This window comes from Paenibacillus puldeungensis (assembly GCF_042678945.1).
GTDB classification, from domain to species: Bacteria; Bacillota; Bacilli; order Paenibacillales; family Paenibacillaceae; genus Fontibacillus; species Fontibacillus puldeungensis.
This window is the reverse complement of the sequence record NZ_JBHTLM010000014.1, coordinates 36,669-61,285: the sequence shown is the minus strand read 5'-3', so window position 1 is coordinate 61,285 and position 24,617 is coordinate 36,669. Positions and strand designations below refer to the sequence as shown.

Here is a 24,617-nt window from a genome sequence, read left to right as displayed (position 1 = left end):
TGTGCGGCTGCCTAAAAAGAAAAAATAGGCTCAGGGCGGACAGCAGCAGTATTATTTTATGGCACCTTCCGTGGTCGTTCTGACCGGTGGAGATTTGAATCCGCCATGCTTTTTCGGCGGGACGAATACCAGCAGAAGCATCAGCAGGAAAAAGGCCAAGAAGTATGGAGAGTAGGAGCCGTGCAGCGCCCCGGCAGCGATGGGTCCGACAAATGAACCGAGCGACATGGCGATCGATTGCATGGAAAATACGGTCCCCATTCGTTTGCCACCGCTTAGGTCGATGAACATGGAGGCAATGGCCGGAAACACGACACCTTTAGCCATTCCGAGTGCAAATAAAGAGACCTGAATGGGGATAAAGTCTAGAGCAGCCAAGGCGAAAAAAGATAGAGCAATGCCCAGAATGCCGTAACTAGCCCGTTTGTAGGGCGAAATTTTGCTTAAAAAAAGCATGGATAACGTAACTAACGCGCCAAGGCTAATGATGGAGAAATAAAGTCCGGTGTGCATAATCGCTGAAGCGCCGGCACCTTCATGCAGCGGCAGTTCAAAGAACAAGATGCCTTGGGAGCAAGCGACGAACAGGGGCAGCAAATAGTATCGAAGCGGAATGACATCAATTTTTACCGAAACCGGTGCATCTACGCTTAACTCTGCGGGAAGAAGGCTTGCTTTCGTTTTTTTGGGCTCGTGAATGGTAAAAATGGCGATAATTCCTGTTGAGATAAGCAGCCAGCCAAGCATCTGAAAAGCTAAAGTAAATCCTGACTGAGCGACAAGAAATGCTCCGGCCGCCGGAGAAACGACGGAAGCAACCGTGTGCACCACGCCATGGCCTGCCATCAGCTTGCCTTGCTGAACGGGGTTGCTGGAAAGGGATGCAAGCATCGCTAAGCAGGCTGGGGAGAGGAAAGCCAGCACAAAGCCACTGATGGATCTTAGCACGAGAAGCTGCCAGGGCTCCGTAACATGCGCTTGAAACAGAAGGATAATGCCGGCGCCGAGCAGACTGAAAATCATATATCCGCGACTTCCATGCCGGTCTACGCCCTGTCCAGCAATGAGATTTCCCGGCAGGTGCGTCAGAGCGTATATACCCATCATCCAACCGATAAACGTAGGAGCCGCGCCGAGAGATAAGGCGAACGGAGTAAGGATCGGATACTGGGCGTGCAAGTCGAAGAAAGCCAGAAACATAAAGAAATATAGCCAAAATGCAACCTTCATGCATTTGTCCTCCCCTTGATAGTTGCTTATGCTTACTTGTACGTTTTTTCGGACGAACTTATACCGAAAAAATCGCCGGAAGGTTGTCCATGACTGGCTTTTTCTCAAATGAATATAGCTTGGAGAGGTTAAGCTGACACCGCCATGGGCCATCATGTATAATAGGAACAATAGCTTTTTTGTGGTAATTATGACCACATCTAATGTGATGAGCTTGATTGACAAAAATGGGGTTTAGGAGTGTTAATATGATGGATGTTCAAGTATGGACCGAATTTTTGCAGGAAAACTGGCTGGTCATCGTTGTGGCGCTGGTGATTCTGTTTTTGGTTCTGAATTTTGTGAAGACCTTGGTCAAATGGGCGCTTGTGCTTGTCATTGCCGCATTTATTATTATCTACAGCGGAATTACGCTGAAAGACATCGGTGACGCGGTGACGACGGTCAAGGATCAGGCCGTAAGCATCAGCCAAAGCGAAGCCTTGAATATGATGAAAAATGAGGCAAAAGAGGCGAAGTTTACGCAAAATGCAGACGGATCGTTCACGATTAAAACCCCGAATCTCGAAGTAAACGGAACTCCAGGAAGTGACAAGGTAAAGGTCATGTTCCGCGGTGTATCTCTTGGAGAATGGTCGGTTAACAGTACCCTTGAGACGTTCATTAAAGAGGCAAAGCAGAATTCTCAATAAAGTTTAAGAAACGTACACGGTTATAAACACATATCTTGTGCTTGCAGTTCAACATTGTTGTTTCAGTCGTTCATAAATCGGAGGCTGCTAGATGGAAGTCTTGATGCAAAGCTTGCGTGAATTCAACCTAGTTTCCATTTGTCTGCTGCTCATTTTGTTAGGCTCGATATTTCAAGGACTGTTACGTGGAGCTTCCCGCTCGGCAGGCAGTTTGCTCCATTTGGTAAGTGGCGGTGCGCTGTCGCTGCTTGGTATTGCTGCGGCTATCCCGCTAACGATTTGGATTTCCCCGTTTGTTCAGAAATGGCTGTCCGGGTTCGTTTTGCCGGATCGGGATTTGGCGAAATGGGAGCAAGTGGGGTACACGGTTGTGATGGCCGTTCGTGATTTTCCGTTAATGCGCTTTGCCGTCGTGTTTATTCTTATGTATCTGCTGACAAGATCACTGGTCGGGCTTGGCATTTTACTGCTCCGTGGAAGCGGCTCATTGTTGGGGCGTATTGCTTTTGGAGGGGGTCGCCCGGCTACTCTGCCAAGTCGACTGCTGGGAGCGGGGATTGGCACCTTAATCGGAGCTGCGAGATGCCTGGTAGTCATCGTTTTGCTCTTTATCGTGGTCACGTTATTTCCTAATACTGAATTCAGCCGTTATGTGGAGGCATCACCCGTGTACCGGCAAGGAGCACAAAGTGTGATTGAGCCGCTTACCGGCAGCTTGATTAAACAGCAACTTCCTGTCTTTACCCGTGGGGTCGAGGCGGAGCTCGGGACAATTCTTCAGCAGAAATATGAAGTGATCGATGCTAAGATTCCTGAAGATATTAAGAAGGCAGCTGCGGAGATCACGAAGGACGCGAAGACGGATGAGGAGAAGGCACGGCTTTTATACGACTGGGTCGGTACAAAGATTACATACGATAAGATTAAAGTGAAAGACTATGAGCAAGAGGGCAAATGGCATGAACAGACACCTCAGATGACGTTTGATACGAAGCATGGGGTTTGTATTGATTATGCCCGCTTATTCGCCGTCATGGCGAGATCCCAGGAGCTAAAGGTGAAGGTGATCACCGGACTAGGATATGACGGCCAAGGAGGCTATGGTCCTCACGCATGGAATGAAGTGTATTTGTCGGAGAAAAAAACGTGGATACCTCTAGACTCGACCTGGGCAAAAACCGGAGACTGGTTCAATACCCCGGCATTTAACGAAACGCACATTCCCGATAAATTAATTTAATTCTGAAAAAAATTCTGGAAATAAGGCGTAACTTCACCGCGCCTTATTTCGTTATGTTAATATAGGAAAGTGACTCACCAAAGTGGTGTGTGGATTTGTTGGAAGGAGGTAGAAAAAACGGTATGAAAAGTGCTTATAGTGACGATCCGCGCGAGCAGGAAGCTTCGATGCAGCGTCATTTCAATATACGGCTTAATTTATTTTTCTTCAGCGCGTTCGCTATTTTTACGGTTATCATCGTTCGTTTGGCGATTTTGCAATTTGTGGAGGGGCCAACTCTTTCGCAGCAGGAGACGAGTTTGAGGGTGAAGGATGTACCGCTGCCACCTACCCGCGGAACGATCTATGCCGCCGGTGGGGAAAAGCTGGCATATTCAACCCCTGTGCAATCGCTATACATTACGCTGCAAAAGGATTACAGCAGCACGACAGATAAAGGAAAGAAGAATCGGCCTGAGGCGGTTGATCTTGTAAAAAGGTTGAAAGGGGTATTCGACAAATATGGCAAGCCAGAATCTAAAATGTCAGAACAAGATATTATTGACGCGATGGATTTGGATTACAAAAAAAATAACGGATACTCACCAAGACGAATCAAGATTGACTTGACGCGGGATGAAGTCGCCTATTTTTTGGAACGCAAGAGTGATTTTCCTGGTATCGATATTGTAGAGGAAAGTATACGCCACTATGACAAAGATACGGTAGCCGTACAAACAATAGGGTATATTAGAAAATTCAAAGGTGCATCAACTACATTAAGCAAGTATGAAGCAATCAGGAAGAAGAAAAACGAGGACCCATCTCTTCAGTACATGGAGACAGAAGACGTTGGTTATGATGGATTGGAATTGTATTATCAGGATGAGCTGCGTGGAAAAAACGGATATAAAAGTATTCCAATTGATCCTCGTAATATGGCCACTGGAATTCCGGAGATCACACCACCTGAAAAAGGTCATGATTTGTACACTACAATTAATAAAAACGTACAGTTAGTTGCTGAACAGGCAATTTTAGATCAGATTAATTGGGTGCATACCCACCCCGTATCAGGGGAGGTTCATCCTGCTGCTAAAACTGGATATGCTGTAGCTATGGAAGTAAATACCGGGAAAGTAGTGGCTATGGCGAGCATGCCTGATTACGATACAAATTTATGGCAGTCTGGCAGTATTTCACCGGATATTTGGAGCAAAATCTCAACGAATTATCAGAACGGTACAATCACGCCTATCAGTTCCGGTCGTTCAGGACATGAGATCGAATCGGTTTTGTACTTGGGTTCCACAATAAAGCCGCTATCTGTCCTGCTTGGACTAAATGAGGGATTATTTACTACAAGCACTTTTTATAATGACACAGGGATCGCTTACTTCGGGAGAAATGACTCATCAAGCGTTCGAAACTCCCAAAGACATGCTTATGGCTCGTTAGACCCGGCAGGAGCAATTCGCCACTCCTCCAACACTTTTATGGTCGATATGGTTGGGGAAAGACTGTACAAAAAGTATGGATCCAAAGGGATAGAAATTTGGGATAAATACATGAAGGAATTTGGCCTTGGGGTATCTACTGGGATAGACTTACCATTGGAATATCTGGGTAATCTTGAATATACAAACGAAGCTGAAACGGCGTTATCAAGATTAGCTTATGCTTCGTTTGGTCAGCAAGGAAAATATACAGCAATGCAGCTTGCTCAGTATACGGCCACCTTGGCTACAAGAGGCAAACGGATGGAACCACATCTCGTAAGTAAAATAACTGATTCAAATGGAAAAGTTGTGAAAGAATTTAAACCAAAGGTATTGAACGAAGTTAAGTTTAATAATGCATATTGGAATGAAGTCATTGGGGGAATGGAGACAAACGTTGATTCAGCGTTTGCCGGGTTTCCTTACGATTTCGCCAGAAAAACGGGGACATCAGAGCAAAGGGCTAAAAAAGCTATGCGCGATAACGGCGTGTTCATCGCCTTTGCTCCACGTGAGAATCCGAAGCTGGCAGTCGCAGTAGTCATTCCGGAAGGCGGATTCGGTGCTTATAGCGCAGCTCCGGTTGCGCGTAAGATCTTCGATGCCTACGATCAGGAGTACGGCTTGGACGGTGTGCCGAAGAAGCAGAAAAATCAGCAGGCTAACCAACAAAACAATCAACAAAACAATCAACAAACGAATCAGGATAATGCTACTCCGGCGGGGAGAAACAAGGGCAACGGCCAATAATCAAGTTTAAAAATCGCATATGTTTTTGACCAAGCAAGAGGAAAATCCTCTTGCTTTTTTGTATGATTATGGATTAATATTTGCACAAGGGAAACATTTTTATCATATATTAAAAATTATGTCGTTGAACAACAATTATTCCGCTAGATAACAAATTACCGGATGTTAAAGCTCGAAAGGGGTAGTGAGATGGACGAATTGAAGGTGAAGAAGAGCCCGCTGGAACGGGCAAAGATGACATTAAGCGTATTGGCATTAATTATCATTGCAGCTTGTTCGAAGGTGGAAGGTCAGGCTGATCTGCAAAAGCGACAGGGCGAGGAAACTCCGATTCAGGTTGTATCAACGATTGGAATGATCACGGACGTTGTTCGGGAGGTTGGGGGAGATGAAGTTGACGTTAATGGACTTATGGGACCGGGCGTAGATCCCCACTTGTATAAGGCATCCCAAGGAGACGTTGGGAAGCTTGATAAGGCGGACATTATTTTTTACGGGGGATTGCATCTTGAGGGGAAAATGACGGAGATTTTTAAAAAGCTGGAGCGTCAAAAGCGTACGATCGCCGTATCCAAGAACATCAATCCCAAGCTGCTGAGATCCGGGAAGGATGCCGGGGGCTCGGAATACGATCCGCACATCTGGTTTAACGTAAAACACTGGGTTTCCGCGACGGAGACGATTCGGGATACCTTGTCCGAATATGATCCGGAACACGCCGAAAAGTATAGGCAGAATGCGGATCATTACATCCGCCAGCTTAATGAACTGAATGCCGAAGTGAAGGAACGGATTAAGGAAATTCCTGAATCCGGGCGAGTTCTAGTAACGGCGCATGATGCTTTTGGCTATTTTGGCGACGCTTATGGGATTAAGGTGATGGGGCTTCAGGGGATCAGCACGGCTTCGGAATACGGGTCCAAGGATGTCAGTAAGCTGCGGGATTACTTGGTTGAAAATAAAATCAAAGCCGTGTTCGTCGAATCCAGCATTCCAACGAAATCAATGGAAGCCGTAATCGCCGGGGCCGCAGAGAAAGGGCACACGGTAAAGATCGGCGGGGAACTTTACTCCGACTCTCTCGGCGAGCCGGGGTCCGATGCAGATACTTACGTGAAGATGGTTCGCCATAACGTAAACACGATTGTCGAAGCCTTGAAATGAAAATAAAAGCTGGAAATGTCCAGGGGAGAAAAGAGGCGAAGTAAATGAGTCAAAATGCGCTTGAGGTCAAAGACTTAACGGTAGCCTATCACAAGAAGCCGGTCCTTACATCGGTATCGTTCAATATCCCGCCCGGAAAACTCATCGGCGTGCTCGGGCCTAACGGAGCGGGGAAATCCACCTTGTTGAAGGCGGTGCTGGGCCTTATTCCGAAAGTCGATGGAGATGTCAGCATCTATGGGAAACCCTACCGCGAGCAAAGGAAAGAGATCGGATACGTCCCGCAGCGGGAGTCGGTGGATTGGGATTTTCCTACTAATGCCCTTGATGTCGTCATGATGGGCCGTTATGGGCATTTGGGCTGGTTTCGCCGACCTGGTGCCAAGGAGCGGCAGATCGCCATGGAATGCTTGAGCAAGGTGGGAATGGCGGATTACGCCGGACGGCAAATCAGCCAGTTATCCGGGGGGCAGCAGCAGCGGGTTTTTCTAGCTCGGGCACTCGCGCAAAACGCCCGACTCTATTTCATGGATGAACCGTTTGCCGGTGTTGACGCGACGACCGAGAAAGCGATTATCAGCCTGCTGCATGAGCTAAAGGAGCAAGGAAAGACCGTACTCGTTGTCCATCATGATCTTTCCACGGTCAAGGAATATTTTGACCACATTCTTCTACTGAACGGGGAGCTCATTGCATCCGGTCCTACCGAGGAGACATTTATAGCGCAAAATCTGCACAAAGCCTACGGCGGCCGGATTGCCATGCTGCAGTTTACCGGTGCAGTACCGACAGGGACGGTGTAGGGGGATGCTATTAAACATAGTTCATTGGTTAGCTGACCCAAACCTGCAGTGGATTCTGATGGGTTCCCTCGTATTAGGTCTTGGCAGCGGAGTAATTGGATCATTCGCTTTTCTTCGTAAACAGAGCTTGCTCGGTGACGCCCTCGCGCATGCCGCATTGCCTGGGATATGCATTGCCTTCATGCTAAGCGGCGTCAAATCGATCGGTCTTTTTATCATAGGTGCGCTTGTGTCCGGCATGTTGGCTACCTTCGGCATTTCAGTCATCACCCGTTATTCGCGAATCAAGCAAGATGCGGCACTTGGGATTATCCTGTCTACCTTCTTTGGAATCGGAATCGTCATGATGACGAAAATTCAGCATAGCGGCAACGGCAACCAAAGCGGTCTCGACAAATATTTATTCGGGCAGGCGGCCTCCATGATGCTGGAGGATGTTTATTTAATGGGGGCAGTATCTTTATTGCTGCTGATTATGTGTGCACTGCTTTTCAAGGAATTCAAGCTGGTCAGCTTTGATCCGGGCTTTGCCAGAGGAATGGGGCTTAAAGTAGCCATGCTAGAGCAGTTGATGTTGTTTATGACGGTGGTGGCGGTTGTCATCGGAATTCAAGCCGTCGGGGTTGTGCTCATTGCAGCACTTCTAATAACCCCAGCCGTAGCTGCGCGGTATTGGACCGATACTTTGGGGCTCATGGTCATTTTGGCCGGTTTGTTTGGCGCCTTATCGGGGGTGACAGGGGCGCTGCTTAGCTCGACGCTAACCAATTTACCTACCGGACCGGTAACGGTTCTTGCAGCAACCAGCTTATTCGCCGTATCCGTGTTGTTCGCTCCGAATCGAGGGCTTATTGCCAAATGGATTCGGCGGTGGAGAAATCGTAGTTCTGTTAGGAACAGTGTGCAGCTTGCATCCGTACATCACAGCGACAAGGTATTGGAAAGGGGGATGGAGTAAGTGGCTGATTTTTGGATCATACTTACCGGCACGCTTGTAGCCGCAACGTGTGGGGTTCTCGGGTGCTTCCTCGTTCTCCGAAAAATGGCGATGGTAGGCGATGCGATCAGCCACTCGGTTTTGCCGGGGATTGCGATTGCCTTTTTGATCGGGGGCTCGCGGGATTCGATGCTTATGCTGCTGGGAGCCGCCGCTCTTGGATTGATTACGGTATTCCTGATTCAGACGCTTCAAAGCAGCGGATTGCAGTCTGACGCCTCCATAGGCATTGTATTCACTGCGTTATTCGCCATCGGCGTGATTCTCATTAGCCGAAACGCAGCACACATTGATCTGGATCTCGATTGCGTCCTATTTGGCGAAATAGCTTACGTCCAGTGGGATACATGGGTCTGGAACGGTTACGACATGGGACCAACCGCAGTGTGGATGCTCGGAGGAACGCTGCTGCTCGTCCTGACAGCAATACTGCTGTTTTACAAGCAGTTTAAGCTGTGCGCTTTTGACCCAGCGCTGGCGGCTGCGGTAGGAATACCGGTAGCTCTCTTCCACTACTTCCTGATGGGATTGGTGTCGCTGTCTACAGTCGCCTCGTTCGAGAGCGTTGGGGCGATTCTGGTCGTCGGCATGCTGATCATACCGGCATCGGCTGCGTATCTCCTGACCGATCGGCTTAGCATCATGCTGTTCTATAGTGTGCTGATCGGCGCGATCAGTGCAGCCGGCGGATATTACATTGCCAAATGGCTCGACGCCTCCATTGCCGGTTCGATGGTGACGGTGGCGGGAGTGCTGTTTGCGCTGGCGTTCATTTTCTCCCCATCGCATGGACTTGTTTCCCGGTTTAGTAAACGTCGGCGGTTGAAGTCGGCTGCGGCCTAGTCTGTTCATTCGCATTTGAATAGTAAAAGACCACTCTTTTTGTGAGTGCACCCCTTAGAATAGACATTGGGAAAAAACCTGGGTTAATCGATGAATTCTAAGGGGTGTTTTTTATGGCAACTGAAGGTCAAAAGTTTAAGACTTATTCTGAAGAATTTGCTGTTACCGTTGAACGGACTGTTACCACAGGGCTTACCGTTACCCAAGTTTGGACTGCTCGAGAATTTAAATGCAAAAAGTGCAGTTAAAATAAGCCAAATGAATCTACCAAGGCAAATTCCCTTGGTTTAGATGCACGAAATACAACTAAAATTCCAAAAGCTGCAATTTGCCCCGAAATAGATGTACGAAATACACTTATTCGTAGAATGATTGGGGAGGTAAAGTAGCTAAGGGATGTTCAGAGTAAATAGTCCGCGAGTCGGTGATAGGTTTGCTGTTTTGTTCTTGAAAGATCGGTGAGATTTCGAGCGAGTTGCAGCCAAGCAGAGAGCATCAAGCCGACCAGAAAAGCGAACAAGTAAGGTGAAAAGCTTAAGCGATCAAAACCATACACCGGTGTCTCTTTCCCTGCCCTGGCGTGGTTTTTTTGCCAATAAGAACCGTCCAAAATTTTTTTGGGCGGATTGTTTTTTTCATGACCGAAAATTTGTAAAAAATATGAAGTGAAAGCGGGTTGTCCTGTGCTTTGTTGGGTTCAAGGGAATATGATAAAATGGCGGTATGCTGTTTTAGAGACAGAAAGACTTGGACTTTAATAGAATGGGGGAGAACTGAACTGTTGAAATATAAACTGCTGGCGCTCGATATGGATGGAACGCTCTTGACCGATGAGCAACAAATTTCGGCAGAGACGGAAAAATGGATACGGAAGGCGGCTGCGGCGGGAGTTCATGTCTGTTTGTCGACAGGGCGAGGGTATAATGAGGCGGTTCCGTATGGCGATCAGCTTGACCTGGGAACGCCTATGATCACGGTGAACGGCAGCGAGATTTGGAAATCGCCGCACGAACTTTACCAACGAAAGCTGTTTGACAAAGCACTGATTTCGACTATGTACAATATTGCCCGGGAAAAGAAAACATGGTTTTGGGCTTACGCTGTAGAGGGGAGCTATAACGAAACGAATTGGACCCCGGATCTGTTAGATCGGAACCATTGGATGAAATTCGGCTATTTCACGGAGGATGACGAGGTTCGGGGCGAGATTTTGTCTCAGCTGCAGCAAATAGGGGGACTGGAGATCACGAATTCGTCCCCACATAATTTAGAGATAAATCCTGCTGGAATTAGTAAAGCTACTGGTATCCGTACTGTCTGCGAGCTGCTTGGCATTGAGATGTCCGAGGTCGTAGCGGTGGGAGACAGCTTAAACGATCTGGCTGCGATTGAAGCGGCCGGCCTTGGTGTGGCGATGGGCAATGCCCAGGATACTGTCAAAGAGAAGGCTGATGTGGTAACGTCTTCCAACAACGAAGATGGCATTGCCCTAATTATACGCGATTATATTTTTCAGGAGGTGTGACCCCTCGTCATGGATGTGCTCGGCTGGATTTTAGTGATTGCCCTGTTTGCCGTTGGCATGGCGGGAGCAGTTTATCCTGTGTTACCAGGGGTTCTCGCCATTTACTTCGCCTTCTTTGTATATGGCTGGTTTTTCTCGTTTGAGCCTTTTGGCTGGTTCTTTTGGGTCATTCAAACGTTAATCGTGGTGGTGCTCATGGTTGCGGACTATGCGGTCGGCGCCTGGGGAGTCAAAAAGTTCGGCGGTAGCAAGTTGTCGGTTTGGCTTAGCACGATTGGCATCATCATAGGTCCATTTGTGATTCCGGCGTTTGGGCTCGTCCTGGGTCCGCTCATCGGAGCGATGATAGGGGAATTGATCAAAGGGGAATCCTTCTCCAAGGCATTCAAGGTTGGAATAGGCTCTGTCGTTGGCTTGTTCAGCAGCGCGGTGGTCAAGATTGTGCTCCAGCTTATGATGATTGTTCTATTTATTATTTGGATCGTGTGACGTTTTCGTTGTTAAAGCCTTACCGGTATAAATTTCAATTTGCCTTATTACAAACCGTCATTTACTCTTATACATCAGGTTACCGGGAAAGAAGGAATATTTTTTGTCCAAGAAAGAATCATTTGTCAAAGGTACATTAATTCTGGCCGGAGCCGCGCTCATTGCCAGAGTATTGGGTCTCTTTCAGCGCGTACCGCTGGAGCACATTCTGGGTAATGTCGGGAACGCCTCCTATTCTCAAGCCAACGCCGCCTATTTCATGCTGCTAACTTTGGCTACGGCGGGGATTCCGAGCACGCTGAGCAAAATGGTATCCGAGCGACATGCGCTTAACCGGCCGAATGAAGCCCGAAGAATCTTTATAGCGGCGCTGATTTTTTCGTTGATCGCCGGCGTAGTGATGTTTGCGCTGCTGTACGTGCTGGCACCGTATTATGCCCGAGGTTCCGGCGTGCCGGAATCGGTTATTGCGATTCGTGCGCTGGCCCCCGCCTTGCTGATCTTTCCGATTATCGCCATGATTCGCGGTTACTTGCAGGGCCGAAATATTATGATCGCCGGAGGGGTATCTCAGGTCATAGAACAGATTGTTCGAGTGGCTACCGGGATTGCTCTTGCGTTTATGTTTTACAGCTGGGGATATTCCGGCGAAAAGATAGCGGCGGGAGCAACCTTCGGTGCGGTGATTGGCGGGGTGGCTGCCTTGGCGGTCATGTTGCATTACAGCCATCAATTGAGAAAGAAAGACCTGGCTGAAACTGTGAGCTATAGACATAGCTGGTCCGATCACAGACAGCAATCCTACAAGGAAATATATACTGAGATTTTCAAATTGTCGATTCCGATGGTGCTGACCGCTTTAGCGGTGCCGGCCGTCAACTTTATTGACAATTCGATTCTGAAGCCGCTGCTGAGCGGTCAGCTTGGATCCTATCAGGCCACTTACATTCTGGGGATTCTCGGAAACCGCGCACAGATGATTGCCGGCATTCCGCCTATACTGGCTATTGCTCTCAGCCAATCTCTGGTGCCGATCATTTCAGCGGCTTTTGCCCGCAAGGATGAGGAGCATTTGCAGCGGCAGGTTACACTGGCGATGCGGATATCCGTCCTGACGGGGATGCCGATTATTCTCGCGCTGGGCACGGCGGCTTATTCGGTCAACGGTTTGTTGTTTAGTACGAGAGACGGCAGCAGTATCGTCGCCCTGTTAACATTTGCGACCATCTTCCAAATTACGATGATGACGAGCAACTCGATTCTGCTGGGCATCAACAAGACCAATTTATCAATGATTCATGTCGCCATCGGAATTCTTGTGAAATTAGTAGCCAGCATTGTGCTGGCCCAGTTTTGGGGAATCTATGGCATCATCACGGCGACTGGCCTTTGTTTCTTCGTCATTACGTTGCTCAATTTGCGGGCGATGAAGATCATCGTGCCGTTCTCGATCATGGGAAATCGTTGGACAGGCTTCTTTGTCACCATCATCGCGCTGGGTGGGATCGGATATGGCCTCAACCAAGCCGGCATTCAGATGGTAGCGTTCATGCCAGGTCGGATCGCCTTCTTCTTGACCTGCTGCATCGTGGGATTGGGTATTCTTGTGCTATACCCGGTTATGCTGATCGTCCTGCGTGTCGTTCGCAAGGATGAGCTGGACAGCTATCCGGCGCCGCTTCGCAAGCTGCTGATGCCCTTGATGAAGCTGCAGCGCGGAGGCGGCGTGGAACGCGGCTGACCGGCACAGGGAGGCAAGGAAAGCAGCGGCAAAGTAGAAGCGGCGGACATCCGCCCGAAGCAGGCGGATGTTGGGGTGCGGCAGGCGAGCTGCGCTATTCGCCTGCATCCGAGACCGCATCGTGCGCGAGTGCGGTCTTGAGGATGCCGTTCCTGTGCTCGCGACTGATGTCGCACAGGAACGGCGCCTGCGGCGCGCTGATGCCGTCCAGCGCGCTGTGGTCCTTGAGCCAATCTTCACGGGAGATTGGCTCATAGGGCGTGTCGCCCCAAGCGCTTAGCAGCTTGGGGCTATAGAGACGCTGGCCCGCGGGCAGCGTCTCGCCCCCCAGAAGCTCTGACCCCTGCACCTTGGCGGTCAGAGCTTTTTCCATATTGGCCGTGAACAAGTCCGGCCAATAATCCGCGCGCGAGCCGCTATGCGGCACGCTTGCGGCGAAGCGCTCCGCGCCGCTGCGCACGGCGCGCAGGCCCATCAGCATCGCGTATAGGCCTTTGCCTAACGCGATCCGGGCCGGCAGGCTGCCGAAGTCGGAGACGGTTCGTCCGGCGAGTCGGCGGACCGCGGCGTTCTCCGCGCAGCTGCCTGGGTCGCTGCGGCGTACAGCCCGCTCCTCAACGCCAGCCCCTTCGCTCCTGTTTTCTCCCACCTCAGCCTCCTCGCTTCCCGCACCGTCCTCCAGCAGCGGAAAAACAACTTGGTTCAAGCCGGCCAAGGTAAACAAATGAAGATTGGCTTTGCCGGTTACATTTTTCTGAAAGTAGGGATGGCGAACAACCCGTTTTTCGATATAATTCTGTTCATTGATAATCAACCCAACGGTAAGCAAGGCGCTGTCTCGGTCGATCCAGAAGCGTTCCCAGAAGGGCCGCATGAACTGAGACACGTGAAAATGAGAAAGCAAATGGAACCGGCTTGCTCCGAGCTCTCGACTTTTCATATACAGCATCAGCTGCGGGTAGGCATCCTGAAAGATCAAGGCATTGCTTCGCTCTAAAAAACGATAAATCATCCGCTTTTCCTCGGGAGTCAATACATCGGTCATCCGACTGCTCTGCAGGTCGGTCATATTCCAACCGGCGTTTCGGGAGACCATATGAGCCAGAAAAGCCCAATGCAGCTCAGGGTAATTTTGATAACACTCAAGATAAGCTTCGGTCCGTGTTATGTTGTTTGCCCCCGCACGACTGCATATATCGTCTATTTCCCGGACAAGCTTCAGATCCTCGGTGCTCCATTTCTCCTCCCCGACAGGCCTCGCCGAAATGCCGCGACGCAGCATATCTTCGATTTCATTAATGACCGTTCGCGCGGCGGATTCATTCCAAGGGATCGAAAGACGCTCCTCTCTAAGCTTGGATGAATCAGCATATGAGGCGGCCTTACTCTTTAATATTAGTCCTAAAGCGGCAGGCAGACGGAATATCATTTCGGTAAATCCGGCTGCAGATGATTTTGCGGCAGTATAGCGGGAACGCTTCTTCATGGCTCCTGCGTTCATCCTCTCTATTGCTGAAAATAATGTTCTGAACATTGGCCCTTTTTATTCCAAGTATGTCCGGAAAGTTTGACTTCCACTCCCGGTTTTGGTTGACTTAAAGAAGAACGATAAGGAAAGGAAGGGAAGGATTATGGAAAAAGTTACATCACCTGAACAATTTCAAGTGAGCATCCAAAGCAGCCGCTTAGTCGTTGCTGTCTTTAAAGCAGACTGGTGCGGGGACTGTAAATTTATAGATCCGTTTATGCCGGAGGTTGAAGAGAAATATTCCGGCCGCTTGACTTTGATCGAAGTAGACGTTGATCAAGTGGGAGACGTAAGCCAAGAGCAAAACATCCTCGGCATACCAAGCTTCGTCGCATACACCGATGGACGGGAACTCGTCCGGTTCGTAAACAAGCTGCGGAAATCGCGGCAGGAAATCGAGGATTTCCTGGACCGTGCATTGGACGTGTACAATGCGCTTCACGATACGGCCGAAAGAAAAGAATAAACCATCTGCCCGCGCAGCATCATTAATCACATCGCCGTCCAATATTGTTGGGCGGCGATGTACGTTTTGGAACAATTTATCGGGTTCTACCTATGAAAGTGGTTGCTTGATCGGTTATAATGGAATGGATTTACTAGAATAATCCACGACTCCATGATGATAGGGTGAACCATTTTTAGACAAAGGTGTGAACCGTTTGAATACGAAACAATTGAAATGGCTCAGCTTCGCTTCCTGCCTAATTATGTTTTTGGCGACACTGGGAGGAAGCGTTGTCACGAAAACGGAGTCCGGTTTAGGCTGCGGCAACGAATGGCCGCTATGCCATGGAAAGTTTATCCCCGCGCACACCCTGGCCTCAATGATCGAATATTCTCACAGGGCGATTAGCGGCGCTGCCGGCTTATTCTCGCTGGCTGCGTTTGTTGCTTTTTGGCTGTACCGGAAACATCGTAAGGACTTGCAGATCTATTCGCTTCTCGCTTTGATCTTTGTGATGATTCAAGCGTTTATGGGAGCGATGGCGGTGGTTTACCCTGCTTCCTCTGCGGTGATGGCACTGCATTTCGGTTTTTCGCTTATCGCGTTTGCCAGTTCAATCATGCTCGCTTTAGGCATCCGTGAGGAGGAAAGACGTGAGAATGCTGCAAATGTGCAGGAACCGACTCAATTTCTTCCCCAAGTCTCGAAAGCGTTTCGCAATTTAATCTGGTTTGCCACCGGGTATACGTATATCGTCGTATATCTCGGAGCCTATGTAAGCCATACGAATTCGGCGGGGGGCTGTACCGGTTGGCCGCTTTGCAATGGACGACTCATTCCCGAGCTGTCAGGCGGCGTCGGCATTGCTTTTATGCACCGGGTTGCTGCGGCTGTTTTATTCATAGTGATTTTAACGGTTGGCCACTTTGCCTTTCGCAGGCATCCGGATCATCCGGAAATTCGCAAGCTGGGAGTTGCCGCGACTATCCTTGTTATCGTTCAAGTGCTCACGGGGGCGTCTATCGTGTTTACGCTAGGCAATTATCATGTATTTCTATTTGCCTCGCTTGCGCATATCGTCGTTTTGGCCTCCTTATTTGGAGTGTTATGCTACTTAAGTGTGCGGACATGGCAGCTTAGCCGCGTACCGCAAACGATTCAAGAAAACGTACAGAAAGTTATCTAAAGCGGCTATATCTAAATATTGAATTGTGTGATTCGGCTGATTGTCATCAATCTGTACATTAAAGGTGAACCCAAGCGGCCTCTTGAGAAGGTATACTTTTTTCGAGTACTTTTCGAGTACTTATTGTTTGCATCTTTAGCGGCCTGTTTCTTAGGAGGAATATAAATATGAGCTATAAAAATTTACGTCAATGGATCGATGCACTGCGGAAAGAAAACGAACTGGCGGTGATCGATACCCCGGTGGATCCTTATTTGGAGCTCGCCGAAATTCATCGCCGGGTCATTGATGAAGGTGGACCAGCACTGCTATTTACTAACGTTAAGGGAACGCCTTTTCCTGTAGCGACTAATTTGTTCGGGACAATCCGGCGTGTGGAGATGGCTTTCGGTACCCGTCCGGAGAAGCTGGCCAACCAATTGGTCGGGGCGATTAACAAGCTGCTCCCTCCATCGCCTAAGGCGATTTGGAATGAGCGTGGTCTTATTCGGGAAGTGCTAAAGGTAGGGATGAAAACCGTATCCAAAAGCGATGCCCCGATCCTGAAGGTATGTAAAACCGAGTCACCTTTAAAGGAACTTCCAAGGGTAACAAGCTGGCAGAAGGATGGTGGCCCGTTTATAACACTGCCGCTCGTTTATACTGAAAATCCGCTCCAGCCGAAGGAGAACAATCTCGGTATGTACCGGATTCAGCTGTATGATGACCAAACGACCGGCGTGCATTGGCAAATTCAAAAAGGCGGTGGTTTCCACTACCATGAGGCTGAGAAACGCGGCGAGCCGCTTCCGGTCTCTGTGTTCATTGGCGGCCCTCCAGCGATGATTGCCTCTGCAATTTCACCGGTTCCCGAGCATTTGTCGGAGCTGCTGGTCGCTTCATTTATCCTTGGCGAAAAGCTGCCTATGGCGGAAAATCCACTTGGCGGACACCGGATTCCTGCCGAATCGGAATTTGCCATTTCCGGTCTTGTGCCGCCGCATGAACGTCGTTTAGAGGGGCCTTTCGGCGACCATTTCGGTTATTATTCCTTGCAGCATGACTTTCCGGTTTTGCATGTGAATCATATGTGGCACCGCAAGGATGCGATTTATCCGGCGACGATTGTCGGCAAACCTCGTCAGGAAGACTACTATTTGGGCGACTTTTTGCAAAAGCTGCTCTCCCCTGCCTTCCCGATTGTGATGCCGAATGTCCGGTCACTTTGGACTTATGCCGAAAGTGGCTTCCATGCGCTTAGCTCTGCGGTCGTTCGGGAAAGCTATTCCCGCGAGGCGCTTGTATCAGCGTTCCGAATTTTGGGTGAAGGTCAACTGTCGCTAACGAAGATTCTTATGCTAACGGACAAGCTGGTCGACTTGGCTGACTTCCGCTTGCTGCTTAAAACTGTACTGGAGCGGTTTAATCCGCAGACAGATTTGTTTATTCTGAATAACACTTCTCATGATACCCTTGACTATACTGGGCGAAAGCTGAATCATGGCAGTAAGGCCATCTTAATCGGAGTGGGCGAGCCGGTACGCGAGCTCCCTAAAGCTTATGATGAAGGTGAATTAGCCGAGATTGACCGAATTGAGGTTTTCCATGATGGATGCCTCGTCGTTTCAGGAGCTTCCTTCGCAGAGGAACCGGAGCTGGCACAGCGGCTGCTAGGTCGGCTTCGTGAACGGGGTACGTCCTGGCCGCTTGTTGTCCTCGTAGACGATGCGGCTGCAGTGGTACAAAATCAGACGTCCTTCTTGTGGACGGTATTTACGCGCTTTAATCCGGCGGACGACATTTATGCGGCGGCTGAGGTGCGGCAGCACCACTTGGCATACAGCCTTCCAATCGTCATCGATGCCCGGATGAAGCCGGGGTATCCTGATGAATTGTTCCCGCGGGAAGATATCGTGCAAATGGTGGATGAGCGTTGGAAAACATACTTTGCGTGAAACGGGGAAAACAAATGCTGCGAAGCCTACTAGGAGAACCGCCAAGACAAAATGAGGGCCGGCTGGCTGAAACCATGGATGCCATGGAGCAAACGACCAGGCTGCTGGAGAAGGAAATCGAGCTGCATCAGGACCCTACCCATGATTATCGCAAGCTGGAAATATGGACGCACGGCCTGATTTCCTCACTCTATGAGCTGGAAGAGTGCCTGTTTGCGGCAACTTATTTTCGAAATAAAGTAACGACGGATTACGTAGAAGATATGAGTCACGAAGAACGGAATAATTACGCCAGATATGTATATTTTTATAAAGACGGATTTATCCGCGTGTTCTCGGCTCTGGATAAACTTGGTACGGTGTTAAACGAGGTTTATAATCTGCATACCTCCAAGGTGAAGGCGCGTTTTTCTTATTTTACCGTGCTGCGTCAGTTCTCTTATTTGAAGGTGCATCCTGAGCTAGGCAATCGATTAATTGCGATTAAGGAAGAATACCGGGAAGCGCTGGGCGTTTTACGGCGACGCCGGAATACCGAAATTCATTACATGAATTCGGAAATGAGAGACGATTTGTGGCAGCGACATCAAGCCTTATTCGGCAAAATCGAACTGGAGGACCTAGACGTTCATATTCGCGATTTGGAGCAGGGCTACCGCATGGTATGCGAGACGTATTTTACGGTTTTTGACTACACCAATCGCAGGTGGAAGAAATTAACGGCTCAATCATAACGAAAAACTCTATTTTTCCCTTTGACAAAACCATAGAAAGTCATTATACTGAGCAATAGTTTCAGAAAATACATGAGAACGACTTTCATATAATTTCATATTTTTCTTATCAAGAGAGGCGGAGGGAAAGGCCCGATGAAGCCCAGCAACCGATTCGTACGCAGTGCGGTGTGGATAACCGTATTCTGTGGCGAGTGTCATGGTGCTAATTCCTTCAAAACTGTTCTGTACACGGTGCAGCAGTTTTGGCAGATGAGAAGGCAGTGTCTTTACGTAAAGAGCCCTTTGATTCTGTCGAGGGCTCTTTCTTTTTTGATCTTTATACTAGAACGGAGGCTTGTCAGGTTGATAGAACTTAAAGGAATCACCAAGACGTATGGCGGCAAGAAGACGACAACAACCGCTTTGTCCGGGTTAAATCTAACCATTGGCAAAGGTGAAATATTTGGTGTCATCGGCCACTCCGGTGCAGGGAAAAGTACACTGATCCGATGTATAAATTTGCTGGAGCGCCCAACCGAAGGCGAAGTTTGGGTGAATGGCATAGAGCTGACAAATCTCAGCAAACGCGAACTGCAGCAGCAGCGCCGCAAAATCGGAATGATCTTTCAGCACTTTAACCTGTTATCATCGGCTACTGTTTACGATAACATCGCATTTCCGCTAACGCTGATCGGAACGCCGAAGGCGGCTATCGCGGAGAAAGTCAATGAGCTGCTCGTGCTGGTTGGACTGGAAGAGCATCAGAGTAAATATCCGTCCCAACTATCCGGGGGGCAGAAGCAGCGGGTAGGCATCGCCCGGGCACTGGCCAGCGATCCGGATGTACTGCTCTGTGACGAAGCCACCTCAGCACTCGATCCACAGACCACGGATTCGATTTTGAAGCTGCTGCTGGACATTAATCAGAAATTTGGCTTAACGATATTGCTGATCACCCACGAAATGCATGTGATTCAAAGCATTTGTGATCGGGTCGCTGTCATTCATCAGGGCGGCATTGTAGAAGAGGGACCGGTCACTGAAACATTCCTGAAACCGAAGCATCCAGTAACGCGAGAATTCATTAACCGTGAAGGCGAAGAAGGCGTCAAGCTTGCATCTTCGGTACCGCATCCGGAATGGACACGACTTGTGAAGATTACGTTCCTTGGGGCGAAGACGTACGAATCGGTAATGTCTCAAGTCGTTAGAGAGACGGGAGTCAACTTTGCGATATTGCAAGGGACGATTTCAACGATTAAAGATGTTCCGTACGGTCAGCTTACCGTTTCCTTTGAAGGAGCCAGTGCGGATGTAGATCGGACGCTTGCGCTTCTCAAAGAACGCGATCTTGATGTGGAGGTGCTTGAGTAATGTTTGATTTCGGGGGTATTGACTGGTCCGAGATGGGTAAGGCCTCGGTAGACACTTTGAAGATGATGGGGTATGCCTCGTTGTTTACTTTCATCATTGGACTTCCGCTAGGCGTGCTGCTTTACTCTTTTTCACGTTCCAATTCCTGGGTTTTAGGATGGGTTTACAGGATATTATCACTCATCGTTAATATACTGCGTTCTGTACCGTTTATTATTCTGATCGTTGCCTTGATCCCGTTTACTCGGGCGATCATGGGCGTTTCCACAGGAGTGGCAGGAACGATTCCACCGCTCGTTATCGGGGCAGCTCCATTTTTTGCTCGGCTCGTAGAGACGGCGCTTCGCGAGGTTGACCGTGGGGTCATCGAAGCTTCCCAAGCGATGGGAGCATCCTCCTATCAGGTGATCCGTAAGGTACTGTTGCCGGAATCGCTGCCCGGTTTGATTGCAGGCATGACGATTACCGTAGTGACGCTTGTGTCGTATACGGCGATGTCAGGCATGGTTGGCGGCGGTGGACTTGGCGACTTGGCAATCCGTTACGGTTATTACCGCTATGAGAAAGAAGTTATGATTATTTCGGTAATTTTCATGGTCATTCTGGTGCAGGTTCTGCAAATGATTGGTGACCGGCTGGTGATCTATTTTACTCGGAAATAAGGAAATACTATATATATCTTATCCTTATTCAAAAACTACTTTAAGGGGGCATCCTGAAATGAAAAAATGGACTCTATCTTTGCTAACTTTGGTTTTGGTGTTGGTACTGGCGGCTTGCGGCAATAATGCTGCAAAAAGCAATACGGCCGGGAGTACGGAAGGCGATGCCGCCAAGACGGACAACAAAGCTGGCGAACCGGTGAAATTGGTTGTAGGCGCCACAGTACCGCATGCCGATATTTTGAAATTTATCGCGCCTAAGCTTAAAGAAGAAGGCATTGATCTCGAAGTTAAAGAGTTTACCGATTATGTTCAACCGAATGTACAGGTGTTTGAAAAGGAACTGGACGCAAACTATTTCCAGCATCAGCCTTATCTCGATGAGCAAAATGCTCAAAACAAATTTGACCTCGTTCCGGTCGTAGGTGTCCATGTTGAGCCGTTCGGCGCTTATTCCAAAAAGTATAAATCTGCCGACGAGCTTCCTGAGGGCGCTAAAGTAGCCATTCCTAACGACCCGACCAACGGTGGACGCGCACTGCTGCTGCTCGAAAAACAAGGCTTGATAAAGCTTAAAGACGGTGCCGGCATTAAAGCTACAAAAGCGGACATTACGGAAAACCCGAAGAAGCTTGATATTATCGAAGTCGATGCTGCCATGCTGCCGCGTCAATTGGATGAGGTCGACCTGGCGTTGATCAACACGAACTACGCGCTGGAAGCCAAGCTGAACCCAACTAAGGATGCGTTGTTTATTGAGGATAAAGATTCGCCTTACACAAACATTTTGGTAGCTCGTCCGGACAACAAAGATTCCGATGCTATTCAAAAATTGGCGAAGGCTCTTACTTCCGACGACGTAAGAAAATTCATCAACGATACGTATAAAGGCGCATTGGTCCCTGTATTCTAATAAGTACACGATGGTCATATATCCCCGCTCCGCTGTGGAGCGGGGTTTTTTTTGACTAAATGCATTTTGTGCAGTTAAACATTAACCTTCATGGAGACTTAAGCATTTAGATGCAGAAAGTGCATTTAAAAGAAGCAAAATACCCCCACCAAGTCAAATTACCTCGTTTTAGATGTAGAAAATGCAATTAAATTCCAAAAAAACGCAATTCGCCTGAAAATAACTGTACAAAATGCATTTAGTGATGAATTTTGCACCGCTACAGTAACTCTTTGCACAAGATAGGACGTGGGCCTGGCGGTGATTTTCCCCAGGGTTTGCTTAGTCTGTTTGTGAGAATGCCTTAAATCTTTTATACTTGAAATAAGTGTACTCTTGGGAGGAGGAGAAGAACGTTGCTGGGAAAAGTAGCTCTAATTACCGGGAGCGCTAAAGGACTCGGTAAGAAGACGGCGTTAACGCTGGCGGAACAAGGCTGCCACATCGCACTGAACTACGTACATAGTGAAGCCGAAGCGCTCTCTCTCCGTTCCGAAATCGAGCGGATGGGCGTTCCTTGCATTGCCGTGAAGGCGGATGTATCCAGACGCGAGGATATTGCGCAGTTGGTGGAGCAAGTGAGAGAGCGTTTGGGTACGGTTGATATTCTCATCAATAACGCTGGCCCATTCATCCGTGAACGCAAGCTGTTTGCCGAATATAGTGAGGCCGAAATTTTGGCCATGATAGAAGGTAATCTGGTAGGCAGTTTACTGCTCGATCACCTGGTGCTGCCGGGGATGCGGGAAAAAGAATGGGGCCGGATCGTTCACTTCGGTTTCGGTCATGCATCAGAATCTCGTGCATGGCCGCATCGCGCCGTATATGCGGCTGCGAAAACCGGGCTTGTCTCGTTTACGAAGACGCTTGCGGTGGAGGAAGCGCCGCATGGAATTACGGTTAATATGGTGTGCCCAGGGGATATTCGCGGGGGCAACAAGGAGAAGTCGATCAAGGAAGCCAGGGAGATCCAGGATGGAGAAACGCCGCTCGGCCGGCCAGGAAGCGGTGAAGATATTGCCCGTGTAATCGCCTTCCTATGCCATTCGGATTCCGATTTCATCACCGGTAATATTATGGATATTTCCGGGGGACTTGATCCGATCCGACCGTGGATCAAGCCTTCGTCATAACAAAAACTCGGCCTTTCCGGCGTACCGGAGGGCCGAGCTTATTTTTCGGAGCCTTCATGCTAAAAGCGTAAAAAGTCCGGGTTATGGCGTATTAGAATACTTGTACGACCTCTTCTACGCCTTCAACTTCTTCAAACAGTGCACGTTCGATCCCCGCTTTGAGGGTAATGGTGGAGCTAGGGCAGCTGCCGCAGGCACCCATCAATTTCAGCTTAACGATACCGTCTTCCACGTCAACTAACTCAACGTCGCCACCGTCACGCTGCAAGAAGGGCCGAAGTTTATCCAATACTTCCATCACTTCATCATACAATTTATCTTGTGTGTGTTCACTCATAGGTTTCAACTCCTTTCTTTGCATTATTATATTACAAAATATCTAAAATTTAAATGCTCCGTCATATGGGAGGGGAAAATGTGACCATTATTATTGAATTTTGTGTAAACAACACTTGTTTTGGTACTCATGAGGTCGTCAAAAAAATACAACAAACCTACGATTGTGAAGTGTATGAATACGGCTGCCTAACCAATTGCGGGGTTTGCTACATGGTTCCCTACGTATTGGTTGACGGCGAACATGTAGAGGCCGAAACCCCCGCCTTATTGTACGAACGCGTCGTACAGAAAATTGAGGAGCTTCCTCGGTGAGTGAGGCTCCTTTTTAAGTTTACCCAATATGGTGCTTGGACATCCACAGCACCCCGCTTTTGAGAAGCCGGGGAACTCGGCCGGTCACTTGGGCTCGGCCCATCAGACCGAAGCCGGCTTTTTTACCAAGCGAGCCTAACGTTCCTTTTAACTTGATCGGTTGCAGACGGGGCTGCTCATTTCGCCATAAGTATGCTGCGATTAACCCAATTTGATACCCCTGACCTTCAGCGGCCTGTGCACTTGGTGAGAAAGGCAAGCTGGCGCAATCGCCGCAGACAAAAACTTCCGGATGGTCGGGAATTTGATAATACTCGTTAAGAAGCACACGTCCCTGGCGATCTTTAGCCACATCAAGTGCTTCCACGATGGCGGCAGGACGAATTCCTGCAGTCCACACGGTAACGTCGGACATGATTTCACCGTTCTCATGCTTGATGGCGCCGGGCTCCAATGCATTTATCGAGATATGGGATAGAGTTTCCACCTCGTGCTCATGGAACCACTTGGACACATAGCCTGAAACCTTCGGCGGAAAAGCGGAGAGCAGGCGCGAGCCTCGATCCACGATCGCGATGTTCAAGTCGGGGCGGCTTTCCCGGAGTTCAGCCGCTACTTCAACGCCGCTAAGTCCACCGCCTATGATGTTGATTTTGCTGTATGGCCTCGCGTTGTTCAAACGCATGTATGTTTCCCGGCAAGATGAGAACGACTGGATGCTGCAGGAGAATTCACGTGCGCCCGAAATGGAATGATAATTGTCGGTACAGCCTAAGGCGATAACAAGCTGGTCGTATTCTAGGGGGTCGCCTTCTTGAAATAGGATGCGGCGTTTCTCCAGATCGAGCGAACTGACTTCGCCGTATCTGATGATCAAACCGGAATAGTTTGGAAACGGGACACGCAGCTCATGATCCGATGCGGTCCCGGCCGCAAGGGCGTAATATTCGGTCTTCAAGCTTTGAAAGGGCATTCGATCAACCAGAATGATTTGTACATCCGAAGGGATATGTCCTTTGAACAGCCCATGAACGACGGCTGTCCCACCATAGCCTCCACCAAGAATAACGAATTGCCTCAT

The 24,617-nt window shown here is 49.0% G+C and carries 24 protein-coding genes and 1 riboswitch; of the genes, 19 read left to right on the top strand and 5 right to left on the bottom strand.

Annotation, left to right across the window (positions count from 1 at the left end):
- Window positions 1–51: 51 nt before the first annotated feature.
- Window positions 52–1,230 carry an MFS transporter gene (locus ACFQ3W_RS17935; RefSeq protein ID WP_379320616.1) on the bottom strand — a complete coding sequence of 393 codons (1,179 nt, stop codon included), beginning with the start codon at window positions 1,228–1,230 and terminating at the stop codon, window positions 52–54.
- A gap of 251 nt (window positions 1,231–1,481) precedes the next feature.
- On the opposite strand from ACFQ3W_RS17935, the gene ACFQ3W_RS17930 reads away from it, so the two are divergent.
- From ACFQ3W_RS17930 to ACFQ3W_RS17900, 7 genes are all read left to right on the top strand, one after another.
- The gene (locus ACFQ3W_RS17930) at window positions 1,482–1,922 is read left to right on the top strand and encodes a hypothetical protein (protein ID WP_379320682.1); all 441 of its coding nucleotides are present in this window, start codon (window positions 1,482–1,484) and stop codon (window positions 1,920–1,922) included.
- A gap of 91 nt (window positions 1,923–2,013) precedes the next feature.
- Window positions 2,014–3,162: a transglutaminase domain-containing protein gene (locus ACFQ3W_RS17925; protein WP_379320615.1), complete on the top strand. Its 1,149-nt coding sequence runs from the start codon at window positions 2,014–2,016 to the stop codon at window positions 3,160–3,162.
- Between the two features lie 122 nt (window positions 3,163–3,284).
- Complete coding sequence (locus tag ACFQ3W_RS17920) at window positions 3,285–5,390, top strand: peptidoglycan D,D-transpeptidase FtsI family protein (RefSeq protein WP_379320614.1); 2,106 nt, start codon at window positions 3,285–3,287, stop codon at window positions 5,388–5,390.
- A gap of 189 nt (window positions 5,391–5,579) precedes the next feature.
- A complete protein-coding gene (locus tag ACFQ3W_RS17915) occupies window positions 5,580–6,554 on the top strand; it encodes a metal ABC transporter solute-binding protein, Zn/Mn family (RefSeq protein WP_379320613.1) in 975 nt (324 codons plus the stop codon).
- A gap of 44 nt (window positions 6,555–6,598) precedes the next feature.
- Window positions 6,599–7,357, top strand: coding sequence for a metal ABC transporter ATP-binding protein (locus tag ACFQ3W_RS17910; protein ID WP_379320612.1), 759 nt, complete (start codon window positions 6,599–6,601; stop codon window positions 7,355–7,357).
- Window positions 7,358–7,361: 4 nt separating this feature from the next.
- Window positions 7,362–8,315: a metal ABC transporter permease gene (locus tag ACFQ3W_RS17905; protein ID WP_379320611.1), complete on the top strand. Its 954-nt coding sequence runs from the start codon at window positions 7,362–7,364 to the stop codon at window positions 8,313–8,315.
- Entirely contained in the window at window positions 8,316–9,197 is an 882-nt protein-coding gene (locus tag ACFQ3W_RS17900; RefSeq protein WP_379320610.1) for a metal ABC transporter permease, read from the top strand.
- 400 nt (window positions 9,198–9,597) lie between these two features.
- Here ACFQ3W_RS17900 and ACFQ3W_RS17895 read toward each other — a convergent pair whose 3' ends face one another.
- Window positions 9,598–9,807, bottom strand: a complete 210-nt coding sequence (locus ACFQ3W_RS17895) for a hypothetical protein (RefSeq protein ID WP_379320609.1) — start codon at window positions 9,805–9,807, stop codon at window positions 9,598–9,600.
- Window positions 9,808–9,978: 171 nt separating this feature from the next.
- Between ACFQ3W_RS17895 and ACFQ3W_RS17890 the strand changes: the two genes are divergently transcribed.
- The 3 genes from ACFQ3W_RS17890 to ACFQ3W_RS17880 all read left to right on the top strand — a co-directional run bounded on the left by ACFQ3W_RS17890 (window position 9,979) and on the right by ACFQ3W_RS17880 (window position 12,952).
- Complete coding sequence (locus tag ACFQ3W_RS17890; RefSeq protein WP_379320608.1) at window positions 9,979–10,722, top strand: Cof-type HAD-IIB family hydrolase; 744 nt, start codon at window positions 9,979–9,981, stop codon at window positions 10,720–10,722.
- A 9-nt stretch (window positions 10,723–10,731) separates the two neighbouring features.
- Window positions 10,732–11,211: a DUF456 domain-containing protein gene (locus ACFQ3W_RS17885; protein ID WP_379320607.1), complete on the top strand. Its 480-nt coding sequence runs from the start codon at window positions 10,732–10,734 to the stop codon at window positions 11,209–11,211.
- A gap of 103 nt (window positions 11,212–11,314) precedes the next feature.
- Window positions 11,315–12,952, top strand: a complete 1,638-nt coding sequence (locus ACFQ3W_RS17880) for a putative polysaccharide biosynthesis protein (RefSeq protein ID WP_379320606.1) — start codon at window positions 11,315–11,317, stop codon at window positions 12,950–12,952.
- 94 nt (window positions 12,953–13,046) lie between these two features.
- On the opposite strand, the gene ACFQ3W_RS17875 is transcribed toward ACFQ3W_RS17880, so the two are convergent.
- A complete protein-coding gene (locus tag ACFQ3W_RS17875) occupies window positions 13,047–14,438 on the bottom strand; it encodes a DUF2515 family protein (protein WP_379320605.1) in 1,392 nt (463 codons plus the stop codon).
- Between the two features lie 100 nt (window positions 14,439–14,538).
- Here ACFQ3W_RS17875 and ACFQ3W_RS17870 point away from each other — a divergent pair, with 100 nt between their 5' ends.
- The 8 genes from ACFQ3W_RS17870 (at window position 14,539) to ACFQ3W_RS17835 (ending at window position 22,885) form a co-directional block, all read left to right on the top strand.
- Complete coding sequence (locus ACFQ3W_RS17870; RefSeq protein WP_379320604.1) at window positions 14,539–14,946, top strand: thioredoxin family protein; 408 nt, start codon at window positions 14,539–14,541, stop codon at window positions 14,944–14,946.
- Between the two features lie 196 nt (window positions 14,947–15,142).
- Window positions 15,143–16,114 (top strand): COX15/CtaA family protein, encoded by a 972-nt coding sequence (locus ACFQ3W_RS17865; protein WP_379320603.1) that lies wholly within the window; start codon window positions 15,143–15,145, stop codon window positions 16,112–16,114.
- A gap of 167 nt (window positions 16,115–16,281) precedes the next feature.
- Window positions 16,282–18,048, top strand: a complete 1,767-nt coding sequence (locus tag ACFQ3W_RS17860; RefSeq protein WP_379320602.1) for a UbiD family decarboxylase — start codon at window positions 16,282–16,284, stop codon at window positions 18,046–18,048.
- A 14-nt stretch (window positions 18,049–18,062) separates the two neighbouring features.
- Window positions 18,063–18,782: a Cthe_2314 family HEPN domain-containing protein gene (locus tag ACFQ3W_RS17855; RefSeq protein WP_379320681.1), complete on the top strand. Its 720-nt coding sequence runs from the start codon at window positions 18,063–18,065 to the stop codon at window positions 18,780–18,782.
- Between the two features lie 103 nt (window positions 18,783–18,885).
- Window positions 18,886–19,041, top strand: a riboswitch (SAM riboswitch).
- Window positions 19,042–19,127: 86 nt separating this feature from the next.
- Window positions 19,128–20,138, top strand: a complete 1,011-nt coding sequence (locus ACFQ3W_RS17850; RefSeq protein ID WP_379320601.1) for a methionine ABC transporter ATP-binding protein — start codon at window positions 19,128–19,130, stop codon at window positions 20,136–20,138.
- Window positions 20,138–20,800 carry a methionine ABC transporter permease gene (locus ACFQ3W_RS17845; protein ID WP_379320600.1) on the top strand — a complete coding sequence of 221 codons (663 nt, stop codon included), beginning with the start codon at window positions 20,138–20,140 and terminating at the stop codon, window positions 20,798–20,800. Before ACFQ3W_RS17850 ends, ACFQ3W_RS17845 begins: the two co-directional genes overlap by 1 nt.
- Before the next feature lie 58 nt (window positions 20,801–20,858).
- On the top strand, window positions 20,859–21,713 hold the full coding sequence (locus ACFQ3W_RS17840) for a MetQ/NlpA family ABC transporter substrate-binding protein (RefSeq protein ID WP_379320599.1): 855 nt from the start codon (window positions 20,859–20,861) through the stop codon (window positions 21,711–21,713).
- A 395-nt stretch (window positions 21,714–22,108) separates the two neighbouring features.
- A complete protein-coding gene (locus ACFQ3W_RS17835; protein ID WP_379320598.1) occupies window positions 22,109–22,885 on the top strand; it encodes an SDR family oxidoreductase in 777 nt (258 codons plus the stop codon).
- Between the two features lie 91 nt (window positions 22,886–22,976).
- Here the strand turns inward: ACFQ3W_RS17835 and ACFQ3W_RS17830 are convergent, their stop codons facing one another.
- Entirely contained in the window at window positions 22,977–23,222 is a 246-nt protein-coding gene (locus tag ACFQ3W_RS17830; RefSeq protein WP_379320597.1) for a NifU family protein, read from the bottom strand.
- An 80-nt stretch (window positions 23,223–23,302) separates the two neighbouring features.
- On the opposite strand from ACFQ3W_RS17830, the gene ACFQ3W_RS17825 reads away from it, so the two are divergent.
- Entirely contained in the window at window positions 23,303–23,536 is a 234-nt protein-coding gene (locus tag ACFQ3W_RS17825; RefSeq protein WP_379320596.1) for a YuzB family protein, read from the top strand.
- A 19-nt stretch (window positions 23,537–23,555) separates the two neighbouring features.
- Here the strand turns inward: ACFQ3W_RS17825 and ACFQ3W_RS17820 are convergent, their stop codons facing one another.
- Window positions 23,556–24,617 carry an NAD(P)/FAD-dependent oxidoreductase gene (locus ACFQ3W_RS17820; protein WP_379320595.1) on the bottom strand — a complete coding sequence of 354 codons (1,062 nt, stop codon included), beginning with the start codon at window positions 24,615–24,617 and terminating at the stop codon, window positions 23,556–23,558.

Excerpts from the sequence above, each read along its gene's own strand:
- ACFQ3W_RS17935 (WP_379320616.1), bottom strand. The coding sequence starts at position 1,230 with ATGAAGGTTGCATTTTGGCTATATTTCTTTATGTTTCTGGCTTTCTTC.
- ACFQ3W_RS17930 (WP_379320682.1), top strand. The coding sequence starts at position 1,482 with ATGGATGTTCAAGTATGGACCGAATTTTTGCAGGAAAACTGGCTGGTC.
- ACFQ3W_RS17925 (WP_379320615.1), top strand. The coding sequence starts at position 2,014 with ATGGAAGTCTTGATGCAAAGCTTGCGTGAATTCAACCTAGTTTCCATT.
- ACFQ3W_RS17920 (WP_379320614.1), top strand. The coding sequence starts at position 3,285 with ATGAAAAGTGCTTATAGTGACGATCCGCGCGAGCAGGAAGCTTCGATG.
- ACFQ3W_RS17915 (WP_379320613.1), top strand. The coding sequence starts at position 5,580 with ATGGACGAATTGAAGGTGAAGAAGAGCCCGCTGGAACGGGCAAAGATG.
- ACFQ3W_RS17910 (WP_379320612.1), top strand. The coding sequence starts at position 6,599 with ATGAGTCAAAATGCGCTTGAGGTCAAAGACTTAACGGTAGCCTATCAC.
- ACFQ3W_RS17905 (WP_379320611.1), top strand. The coding sequence starts at position 7,362 with ATGCTATTAAACATAGTTCATTGGTTAGCTGACCCAAACCTGCAGTGG.
- ACFQ3W_RS17885 (WP_379320607.1), top strand. The coding sequence starts at position 10,732 with ATGGATGTGCTCGGCTGGATTTTAGTGATTGCCCTGTTTGCCGTTGGC.
- ACFQ3W_RS17875 (WP_379320605.1), bottom strand. The coding sequence starts at position 14,438 with ATGAAGAAGCGTTCCCGCTATACTGCCGCAAAATCATCTGCAGCCGGA.
- ACFQ3W_RS17860 (WP_379320602.1), top strand. The coding sequence starts at position 16,282 with ATGAGCTATAAAAATTTACGTCAATGGATCGATGCACTGCGGAAAGAA.
- ACFQ3W_RS17855 (WP_379320681.1), top strand. The coding sequence starts at position 18,063 with ATGCTGCGAAGCCTACTAGGAGAACCGCCAAGACAAAATGAGGGCCGG.
- ACFQ3W_RS17845 (WP_379320600.1), top strand. The coding sequence starts at position 20,138 with ATGTTTGATTTCGGGGGTATTGACTGGTCCGAGATGGGTAAGGCCTCG.
- ACFQ3W_RS17840 (WP_379320599.1), top strand. The coding sequence starts at position 20,859 with ATGAAAAAATGGACTCTATCTTTGCTAACTTTGGTTTTGGTGTTGGTA.
- ACFQ3W_RS17830 (WP_379320597.1), bottom strand. The coding sequence starts at position 23,222 with ATGAGTGAACACACACAAGATAAATTGTATGATGAAGTGATGGAAGTA.
- ACFQ3W_RS17820 (WP_379320595.1), bottom strand. The coding sequence starts at position 24,617 with ATGAGGCAATTCGTTATTCTTGGTGGAGGCTATGGTGGGACAGCCGTC.